Below are 10008 nucleotides of genomic sequence, written 5' to 3' on the forward strand. Positions count from 1 at the left end.
TATACACATGTCAGTTATAGTCGATACACATATTTTTTGATGTTATCTTCGTATCGTCAACCGCGTTTTTTCGTCTGGATTATTTTCTGTGTGCTATTTCAAGCATCACGCATTTCATCAATAGGAATGCATCATTCCGTCGCTGCCTGCAATAAACTATCGCGTTTTTTCTTGCTCAGGCCAGACAGGGCTTTTTGGTAGGAATAGCTGATCAGCTCACGCAAATATTCTTCCGGAAAATGCTCAACCCTGACGATGGTGACCCAGTGAAAGCGTCCCATGTACCGCGCCGGTTTGACGCCGGGGGTATCGGTCAATTCCAGGAAGCGATCGGGCGACACCCGTACACTGAAGCGCCATTGCTCTGGTTCGCTGGTCTTGAAATAGGCAAAGGATTTTCCTTCCACGCTATACACCAGAATATTGCTGGGCGCGCCATGCAGTTTTTCTTGCGCGCCGGTAAAGGCGGCGCAATGTTTTTTCAGGGCGGCTAGTTTCATGGTGGTTTCGTGACAGTTGTTATACCTGAATGATAAACTGCTTCCGGATTTCGGGTTATGTATCAATTTCTCGTTAAGTTAAATAAGCTGACTAAGTGGACTAAGTTGACAATCCCAAAGTAAACATTAAATTACTCAAGGTAGACAATGAAAAAAATCGTATTGTTGGCAGCCAGTCTGGTTGTGGTTTGCTGTTTGGCGGTTGCGCAATCAAACATTGATAAATCGACTGGTGCAGTGGTGATGTTGCCTGCCCAGGCTTCACCTGTGTTCGTTGAGGGTGAACGGGATCAACTGCACTTGCCGGGGCCAGAATACCGCTCTGGTGACGGCTGGTGGGCTTTCAGTTGCAAGATCAGTTGTCAGTTGCAGCCCGTAAAGTTGGCGGTGTCTGCCAAGCCGCATCCACAATATGATGGTGACCCGGTACCGGGGCAGGTGCTGCGTTTTACTCCTGCCAGTACAGACTTGCCGCTGATGTATTTCAAACCTTTCCGCGCGCCTGCAACAACGCTGCGCCTGCAGGCCGGACCAGTAACGACTTATTATCCGGGCGCACAGTCGCGCCTGAAGCCTGCAAAAAATACCAAAGGCACGATGGAGTCGGAGATCAATCTGCCAGATGGGCAAACTGCACGTCTGGTACCCACTTCATTGCTGCCACCTAAAAATACGAAAACCGAGGTACCAGGACAAAACGTGCTGGTGCTGGATCTGGTGATAGGCAATAAGCGCCAGAGTCTTGACCAGTTCCGTTTCGGCCTTGACGGTAACACCGCAGTCAAAGCCACTGAATTTGTGCGCTGGGCTGGTGATTTGGATGGCGATGGCCATCTTGATTTGCTGGTGCAGTATGACTATGGCGGTGGCACCGTGCTGGTCTTGTACCTGTCTTCAATGGCAGGCCCTGACCAGTTGGTGGGTGAGGCCGGGCGCTTCACTTATTATGCTATCGACGTTGCCGGGTGCTGATCATGAAAGCTATATTTGTTCAGACATCTTCCCCCGCGCTGCGATTGACTGCAGTAATGCTTGCCTTGCTTGCCCTGCAATCGACGACACCGGCATTCGCTGACTTGCCTTCACCACCACCACTGGCCCGCGAGCAACTGCTGATGAAACCGCAATTGCTTGCTGACCAAATGGCTGCACCACTGGTGATGGGCGATGGCAGTGCGCTGTTCTTCAATGTGTCATCCGGGCGGCAGGCGGTGCGCGTGTACCCTGAGCAGCCAGAACGCAACCTGATCACCATACTCGGTAGCAAGGGTGCTGGCAACGTGTCCGATAAGCCAAATAGCCACGGTGCCGCACTGACCGAAGCCGGCGCCTGGCTGGTGGGCGCGGGTGTGGAATTGCTGCGGCCTGGTGGCAAGGTCATCCGTGGCAAACTCAGCGTGCCACGCTTTGGCCCCAGGGTCGTGGCGCTGGCGGATGGCAGCATCATGGTGGTGGGCGGGCGCAGTTGGTCAGACAACAAGGATATGTCCAATACCGTGCGTGTTGAAAGGCTGTGGCTGGATGCAAATGAGCAGATACAGGCTGAAATCTTGCCACCCCTGCCTGTCCCCGTTGGTAATAGCGACGGCAGTTCTGGCTATAGCTTGCTGCATCTGGGCAAGGGCAGGGTGATGTTGTGCGGGGCAAAATATTACAACGGTAATTTTCTGTATGAACCACAGGAAAAGCGCTGGTATCCCCTTCCTGAGTTCGCGCAGCAGCGTATCAAGCCTGCGCTGAGCTTGTTGCCGGATGGCCGTGTCTGGGCTAGTGGCGGCGATGGTGGCAATGCGGCATCCACCACTGAAATCTGGAACCCGGCAACCAAAAATTGGACTGCAGGCCCCGACTTGCCTGTGCCCATGATTGAGCACAGCAGCGTCATGTTGAATGAAGCCCCTGGCCGCAAAGCGACCGTGTTGCTGGCTGGGGGGTATTTCCCGTCCGTGTTGGCCTGGCACCCTGGCGATGCGGGTGACAAGCCTGTACTGGTGGGCCAACATGCCATGCAAAGGCAGGGGGCCGCCCTGATCCCGCTGACGAATAATCGTCTGGCCGTGATTTCTGGTCGCCACGCACGGTCGAATGCGCATGAGGGTTGGGGGCGTCGTTCAGAAGGCATCAGTATCATCCCACTGGACCTGAACGCCAGCGGCAAGCGCGATGCCGCCTGGACCATGCAGGTGGATGGCGGTCTTGCAGAACACAAGGGTCAACTGATGTTCGCCGGTGGGCAATTACATCATAGTTTTACTGGCAGTGAAGACGCCGTATCTACCCGGTTGCTGGAAGCAGTGCAACTCGATACTGGCCTGGTGCGCAGTTTGCCAGCCTTGCCAGTGGCTGCCGACAAGGCACAACTGGCCTGGCTGAACGACAGCGAATTACTACTCTATGCCGGATTGGGCGAAGGGCCGGACATGCTGTGGCTGCGTGTACTGAATGCCAAAACCGGCGTCTTTCGTCGCTTGCCCGGGACGTTCAGCGTTGGCGATAACGCGTCTGACGCCAGGCGTAGCGGCATGCGCCTGATCGGCGCGCAGGCCGGGCGTGGCTGGCTGATCGGTGAAAACGCCCAGGTGCTGTGGGTTAGTACAAAAGGTGTGGAAACCGCACCGCGTCTGCAACGCCAGCGTGTGCAATTTGTTGGCCGTGTCCTTAGTGATGGTCGTGCCATTGTGGCGGGTGGCGAGGTCGAGTCAGAAGTGGTGGCGGCCCGCCCTGTAGACTGCGTGAGCTGCACGCCAATCTATATCGGTTTTGGCCCCAATCTGCCAGCCAGGCGGCATGAAATCTATAACCCTGGCACCAGTAGCTGGGATACCTCGGCACCATCGCGTGGCGTGGGTGGTAGCCATGCCATATTGGCAGATGGTCGCGTTATCAAGGCGGGGATCTTGACGGAAAAAATCAGGGATGCAAAAACGCCTGATAAATTTGAAGAACAGCGCCGCCCCTTGCTGGAACTGTCCAACCCCAGCGGTACGGTATGGCGCACATTGCCATGGCCAGATGGTAGCAGCCCCGCAGAGAATGACAACATCGTGCTGAACAGTGTCGTCAATGAAGATGTCGCAGGGGCTGCATCAGCCTACGGCAGTTTTGTCTTTTTAGGCTTGCCCGACCACGGCAATGCGCTGATCCAGTGGTACTGGACGCGTGACCCCGGCGCTGCCGACCTGAAATGGCTACCGTTGGCCAGCAGCATGACACCGTTTGGTTTCATCAACAATGATGTCGATTTAAAAGCCACGACTACCGATGGCAAACACCTGTTTGCCATCGGCGGACATGCCGGGATTGCGGTGGTGGCACGGCCTTGAATTGCGCTTAGCGAAGCGCAATTCAAACCCGGCGCGGACTACAGCAATACCATCTTCGCATTCCGTCGCCCCATGGCTTGCAACGCCATCCACAGAGCCAAGTCCACACCCAAATCCACTTCGCCAATACATGCCATCAGCGCCGTCGTTGTGCTTCTGCAAAAGCATGACAATGCTGGCATGGCGACCTGGCTTTGCCATCGTTTTGAGCAAGTAGCTGTTCTTCCTGGTAAGGCTGTCATTGCTTGCCTGCGGGCCTTGAATGCGATTGACTGTCTTGTTTTTCGGGTAGTACAGCCGATGTCTGTATGCCATGGCAATACCTGCCAAATCATCACTTCAGGCAATTTTCTCATTGGATTGGGTAAGCAGCTTTTGTGTAAGGCGGGATAAAATTTTCTTCATGGAAGTGGCTCGTATGCCGCGATGGCATGGTGCCATTGCAGGTCGATTGCGGGTATCAAAAAAGGCTTACTAATGAAGAACGTGTTACTCATCAATACACACCAGTTTTATGAAGGGTTTTCCACAGGTGGACTGAACAAGACCATGGCTGGCGTCATACAGGAAGAAATGGAAAAGCGTGGTTTCGCATGTCAACAGACCTACATCGAGAAAGGCTATGCCATCGATGCCGAGGTGCAAAAGCACCTGTGGGCTGACCTGATCATTCTTCAGTCGCCTGTCTACTGGTTTGGCATGCCCTGGATTTACAAAAAGTATGTGGATGAAGTGTTCACCGCAGGCATGATGCAGGGTGGTTTTTTGACTGGCGATGGCCGTACCCGCGAAGACCCGACCAGGCAATACGGCACGGGTGGTCTGCTGCAGGGTAAACAGTACATGCTTTCGCTGACATGGAATGCGCCACGGGAGGCTTTCAACGACCCGCATCAAACCTTGTTCGAAGGTAAATCGGTGGACGATGTATTTGCCTTCAACACCGCCAACTACAAATTTTGCGGAATGGATATCTTGCCATCCTTCTCTTGCCACGATGTCGTGAAGGCCCCTGATGTGCCAGGTGACATCGAACGGCTGCGCCAGCATCTGGCCAGCCTGCTTGGGCAGCCACTGATCGATGGTGCCAGGTCATCGCAGCCATCGCAGCCATCACGGCAATCACAATACGCATAATACGCACAATAGACATAGCAATCACAGTAATCACAAGGAACAGGTCATGAGCAAAGTTTGGTTTATTACCGGCGCAGGCAGCGGCATCGGTGCCGGTACTGTCAGGGCCGCGCTGGCGGCTGGCGACCGTGTTGTCGCTACCGGCAGGAATGTAGAGAAACTCCGCAATGCCCTGCACAGCGTGGCGACCGACAAGCTGGAGATTCTTCAACTGGATGTCGCTGACGAGGCGCAGGCTTTCACTGCGGTGAATCAGGCTGTGCACAAGTTTGGCCGGGTTGACGTGGTGTTGAACAATGCTGGCTACAGCCTGATTGGTAACTTCGAAGAACTGACGACGCAAGAGATTGTGCAGCAGTTCGCCACCAACTTCTGGGGCGTGAGCCATGTGATGCGGGCAGCGCTGCCAGTCATGCGCAAGCAGCGCTCGGGCCACATCATCAACATCAGTTCGGTGGCTGGCGTGGTCGGGATGAAGCACTGTGGTGCCTACGGTGCGAGCAAGTTTGCCGTCGAGGGCCTGTCGTTGAGTGTTGCCGAAGAAGTTGAAAAATTCGGTATCAAGGTCACCGTGGTTGAACCGGGCTTCTTCCGCACGGATCTGCTGGACGCCGCCAATGTCAAATGGAATAGCCATCGTATGGACGATTACGCCGCAGCCGAGGTGAGCGCTGAAGAGGCGTTGTCTGCCTACGCCGGCAAGCAGCCCGGTGATCCCGACAAGCTGGGTCAGGTTCTGGTGCAACTCGTGGGTATGGAAACGCCACCACGCCTGTTCGTGGCGGGAAGCGATGCAATCGCGATGATCGCGCCAGCAGTGCAAACCCGGCTGAAAGCCGTGCACGCCCTGGAAGCGCTTTCAACATCCACCGACGGCAACTTCTGATCTCGACCGCCCCTGCGCCCCTGCCGGGCTGCCGAAGGGCATGGACGAGCCGGGCCTGCTACCGCTTGCTGCTGCGTTTTCCAACGCAATAGGCCAGCGATATTAGGTAGAAACCCGGTGAACGTATCACCTGCGAGGAACCGCAACACCAGACGGACGGCTCGCTTTTTTAAATCTGCAACGCAACAGGAAATTGTGATGAACAAACACATTGCCCGCGCCTTCATTGGCATCAGCATCGGACTCAGCACCGCATTCGCCGCCACCGCCGGGCAGGCGCAGAATGTGGAATCTTCGCAGCCTGCACCCGCCACGACGGCAAATGCTGCCAGTGCAGTGCCTGGATATCTCATCGCCAACTTCACGATCCGTGATCAGGCGATGTTCCAGAGATACCGGGAAGCTGTCCGCCCGATTTCGCTCAAATACAAAGGCAAGGCCATCGTCTTCAATGCGAATGCGCAAAAGGTCGAAGGCAATCCGCAGGCGGTGATCGTCGTGGTCGAATTCCCCAGCCTGGCCGATGTCGAGCGCTTTTACTTTTCGCCAGAATATACCGAGGTGAAGAAGCTCCGCATTGCAGCCACCGAAGGTTCTATCGTGCTGACCGAAGGCCTGGTTCTGCCACGGTAATAGCTTACTGCCGAAAACAGGGCAAAGGGCGAAGTGACGGAGGTGACGTGTAGAACGCATCTCTATGAATGAGATGCGTTCTGACCACAGAATAGACGGGCATGCCGGGTAGCGGTGCTTGCCCGACCCTGATTGTTAGTTCAGCTTAGCTCAGCTCTGCCCCGTTTAGCTTAGGACCTGCGCAAGCCACGGTATTCCAGCACGGCCAATACCACGACCACTACCGCCTGGGCCAGGATGAACAACATGCCCAGGGTGGTGGGGTTGAACCACAGTTCCATCGTCAGCAGGCTGGCGATGACCCAGCCTGTATTGCCGATGATGACCAGCCACACCAGCGCTGCCGGTGGTTGTGCCTGTGTACCTATGCGACTGGTCAGCAGCATCAGTGCCGCGCAGGGGAAGAGGGCGACGCCAGCCAGCAACACAAAATCTTTGGGCAAGCCCAAAAGACCTGACAGCAGGCCAGATGCGCTGACCAGCAACAGGCCCATGGCGACGCAGGTGAGGGCATCAAACATCAGGATTTTTCGTAAAGAGATACCGGCAGCCGCAACCTGGCTGGCAGTGGTAGCATTGGCAGAAGATGTTGAGTTTGACAGGGTGCTAGACATGATCGATCTCCAATTTCAGTTGAGGGGATTGCAGTGTCACTCTGCCAGCGCAGCAAGTCGATTACCTCAGAGGTAATGGAATTGATTTGATGGAGAGCGCATAATTTGACCATCGCCAACAGGAGAAAACCGTGACCGTCGCCACCAGTACCCGTGCAAGTACCGCCACCAATGCAAACAGCGCCCTCCAGCATGACGGCAGCGTCGGTTCGCTGATCCGTGAATGGCGCACGCTGCGCAAATTAAGCCAGATGGACCTGGCGCTGGACATCAACATCTCGCCACGGCATTTAAGTTTTGTGGAAACCGGGCGGTCCACCCCCAGTGCAGATTTGCTGATGCAAATTGCGGCGCAACTCGATGTGCCCCTGCGTACCCGCAATACCTGGCTGCTGGCCGCCGGTTATGCGCCACGCTATAGCGAACAGGGGCTGGATTCGGCACGCATGGCGCAAGCCAGGGCAGCGGTGCAGCGCCTGCTGGATACGCATGACCCTTACCCCGGCGTGGCGCTGGACAGGCACTGGAACGTGGTCTTGCACAACCAGGCTGCCGCTGCGCTGATGGGTTTGCTGCCTGCCTCTTTAAGCGCGCAGCCGATGAATATGTTCCGGGCCAGCCTGCATCCGCAGGGCTTTGCCGCCTACACCAAAAACTTTGATGAATGGGGCAGCTACCTGCTGCAAGTCTTGCAAAGGCTGATGCTGAACGCCCGTGACGAAAGCATCGTCGCCCTGCTGGAAGAAATCAATACCTACCCCAACGTACAAGCCCTGAAACAATCCACACCCGGCAATGCCATGGCAACAGCCACAGAACCCGCCTTGCTGGTACCCTGTGTGCTGGATCTGCATGGCCAGCAATTATCCCTGTTCACCACCCTGACCACCTTCGGCAGCCCGCGTGACATTACCCTGCATGAACTGTGCGTGGAATTGTTTTATCCGTCTGACCCGCAGACGGAGGCGTTTTTGAAGGGGCGGGTGTAGGTGCAAGATCGTAATGCCAGATGCTATGTCTGGCCCTGCATCAGGTCAACAGACCCTGGTCAATTCAACGGGAATTGAAGCGCGTTTATTGGTTCCGGCATTTAAAAGTGAAGATTGCAATCCTCATAAATACAAATCCAATTTCTGCATCAGGCGTTTCATATCGACAGCATAAAACTGGGGTATCTTAAAGGCCCTTTTACATGGCACGGCAATGGTCTCTCCACTGTGCAGGCCCAGGCTTACATTGCCGCGAGATAGGCAGGCTTGTGTCATTTCATCGACCAGTAGCAAGGGCCCGGATATATTTTTTCCTTCCATTTGAATAATTTTCATCCCTTCTCTAAATACCTTGCACGCCTTGATTTCTCCTATGGTGAAGACATCTTTGTCAGTGTAAAAGCTGACATCGCCATTGCAGTTTTCTTCCATTAAGCTTGCCAATGCCATGCGCTGGATATTCAGGTGTTGTGATGGCGGTGGCGGGGCGGGTTTGGCTAATTCTGTACTGGCAAGAAAGTCGGGCCAGACAGTTGACATGGCTTGATCACCGAGTAGCCTGGGCAGCCAATGCGGTGTGCAGTCTTTCTTCGTACCGCATTCCATGGCTTGTTCAAAGATAGTGGTGTCCCGCGTATTCAATACCTGATAGTAGTCATTTATTTGCTGTAGGGGGCTGGCATCGTTCTGGCGCACCGCCAAACCCAGGACATGCAGTGCCAAACCACACTCATACGGCATCGCGCCGCTGTTGAGCATATTGTCTGGTAATGCCTTCCAGCTATAGTCACCAGCCTTGGAAATGCAATTGGAAATGGCCGTACTGAGTTCTGTTGCTGCCTCTTCTGGGCTCACCCACCTGGTCTTTACACTTGCTGTCCAGCGCAGATATTCTGCACCCCCTTCGACGATAAACGGTGCGCTCTGACCGTTTTCCTTTGTAGGGGGAGGTTGAAAACGATGGGCAAATTCATGCCAGACAAATTTTCTTAGTCGCGCATCTGTGCCTGGGGTGGGGTGCTGAGGCCAGTTATACAGGGCAAGGCGCAAGATATCACCGGCATCACCCCAAAAATTGAGCGCGCCGCCATTCTGTTCCACAGTTGCTGCGATGATGGGTTTGCGAAAAGCGATATCGGGTAATCCCTTGTGATAAAAATCTATGGCCTGATCGCTGATCTCTTGCAGCAGTTGACTATTCTCTGTCCCCAGCGCCGGGTTGAAATAGCTGATGGCACCCGCTTCCGACGAAATCTGCTTTTGCAATAACAGTACCGCCATATATTGCCCATCGTAGTCATCATATGAAGCAGCATGGCGAGAGACGCGGGATTTGAATGCGATACTGCCTGGTGCTGAAAATTGATAGCCGACGGCACCACATTTATCGCTGATTGCATAGTTGGATGTGTGTGCATAGATACCTTCACCCATAGGGAAAGAACCGGGCGAAACGCGGTCATAAAACTTGCTTGTTGCGGGTATGTGGAAGCGTATGCTGGTACATGCCTTGTTGATTTTTCTTAATGTGCTTCCGTCTGCCGTGCCGCAGTCATCTGTGGCTTGCCAGGCTGATCGAATCCCCGTGCCAAACTTGAGCAAGTTTCCTTGATTCAAAAAAGGGATGGCATCACATGTTTGCGGCAATTGATAAGCGACTTCCAGCATCTGTGGGGAGATCAGTTTCAGGTGAACGCTTACCTCGGCGGCCTGGGTTTGTTGGCTTGGTAAATACGCGAAAACTGCGGAAATAAACGAAATAAAAGCTAAGAGTTTCATCTTGAGATATCTATTCATCTTCACTAGTGTCCCAACGTTTCTCATAGTAGAGACATCTGTTTTGGTTGATTTTCGTCATCGAAATTTCCCGATGGCGGCGTAAGTAATTGATTTATTGGTGTTGTTTCAAACATGGTGAGACTCAGG

10 protein-coding genes are annotated in these 10008 nt (G+C 54.3%); 6 read left to right on the forward strand and 4 right to left on the reverse strand.

What is annotated here, in order from left to right:
- Positions 1 to 131: 131 nt before the first annotated feature.
- The gene (locus tag ACO0K9_RS24675) at positions 132 to 500 is read right to left on the reverse strand and encodes an MmcQ/YjbR family DNA-binding protein (RefSeq protein ID WP_422989422.1); all 369 of its coding nucleotides are present in this window, start codon (positions 498 to 500) and stop codon (positions 132 to 134) included.
- Between the two features lie 147 nt (positions 501 to 647).
- On the opposite strand from ACO0K9_RS24675, the gene ACO0K9_RS24680 reads away from it, so the two are divergent.
- On the forward strand, positions 648 to 1472 hold the full coding sequence (locus ACO0K9_RS24680) for an FG-GAP repeat protein (RefSeq protein WP_422989424.1): 825 nt from the start codon (positions 648 to 650) through the stop codon (positions 1470 to 1472).
- Between the two features lie 2 nt (positions 1473 to 1474).
- On the forward strand, positions 1475 to 3823 hold the full coding sequence (locus tag ACO0K9_RS24685; RefSeq protein ID WP_422989426.1) for a hypothetical protein: 2349 nt from the start codon (positions 1475 to 1477) through the stop codon (positions 3821 to 3823).
- Here the strand turns inward: ACO0K9_RS24685 and ACO0K9_RS24690 are convergent.
- Positions 3743 to 4138 carry a hypothetical protein gene (locus tag ACO0K9_RS24690; RefSeq protein ID WP_422989428.1) on the reverse strand — a complete coding sequence of 132 codons (396 nt, stop codon included), beginning with the start codon at positions 4136 to 4138 and terminating at the stop codon, positions 3743 to 3745. The genes ACO0K9_RS24685 and ACO0K9_RS24690 overlap by 81 nt on opposite strands.
- A 162-nt stretch (positions 4139 to 4300) precedes the next feature.
- On the opposite strand from ACO0K9_RS24690, the gene ACO0K9_RS24695 reads away from it, so the two are divergent.
- The 3 genes from ACO0K9_RS24695 (at position 4301) to ACO0K9_RS24705 (ending at position 6479) form a co-directional block, all read left to right on the forward strand.
- A complete protein-coding gene (locus ACO0K9_RS24695; RefSeq protein ID WP_422989430.1) occupies positions 4301 to 4960 on the forward strand; it encodes an NAD(P)H-dependent oxidoreductase in 660 nt (219 codons plus the stop codon).
- A gap of 46 nt (positions 4961 to 5006) precedes the next feature.
- Positions 5007 to 5846, forward strand: a complete 840-nt coding sequence (locus ACO0K9_RS24700; RefSeq protein ID WP_422989432.1) for an SDR family NAD(P)-dependent oxidoreductase — start codon at positions 5007 to 5009, stop codon at positions 5844 to 5846.
- A 198-nt stretch (positions 5847 to 6044) separates the two neighbouring features.
- Entirely contained in the window at positions 6045 to 6479 is a 435-nt protein-coding gene (locus tag ACO0K9_RS24705) for a DUF1330 domain-containing protein (RefSeq protein WP_422989434.1), read from the forward strand.
- A 170-nt stretch (positions 6480 to 6649) separates the two neighbouring features.
- On the opposite strand, the gene ACO0K9_RS24710 is transcribed toward ACO0K9_RS24705, so the two are convergent.
- Positions 6650 to 7093, reverse strand: a complete 444-nt coding sequence (locus ACO0K9_RS24710) for a hypothetical protein (protein ID WP_422989436.1) — start codon at positions 7091 to 7093, stop codon at positions 6650 to 6652.
- 131 nt (positions 7094 to 7224) lie between these two features.
- On the opposite strand from ACO0K9_RS24710, the gene ACO0K9_RS24715 reads away from it, so the two are divergent.
- On the forward strand, positions 7225 to 8082 hold the full coding sequence (locus ACO0K9_RS24715) for a helix-turn-helix domain-containing protein (RefSeq protein WP_422989438.1): 858 nt from the start codon (positions 7225 to 7227) through the stop codon (positions 8080 to 8082).
- A 123-nt stretch (positions 8083 to 8205) separates the two neighbouring features.
- On the opposite strand, the gene ACO0K9_RS24720 is transcribed toward ACO0K9_RS24715, so the two are convergent.
- Positions 8206 to 9861 (reverse strand): hypothetical protein, encoded by a 1656-nt coding sequence (locus ACO0K9_RS24720; RefSeq protein ID WP_422989440.1) that lies wholly within the window; start codon positions 9859 to 9861, stop codon positions 8206 to 8208.
- Positions 9862 to 10008: the final 147 nt, after the last annotated feature.

Origin of the sequence: Undibacterium sp. Ji50W, assembly GCF_049340445.1 — a bacterium.
Classification (GTDB): Bacteria; Pseudomonadota; Gammaproteobacteria; order Burkholderiales; family Burkholderiaceae_D; genus Undibacterium.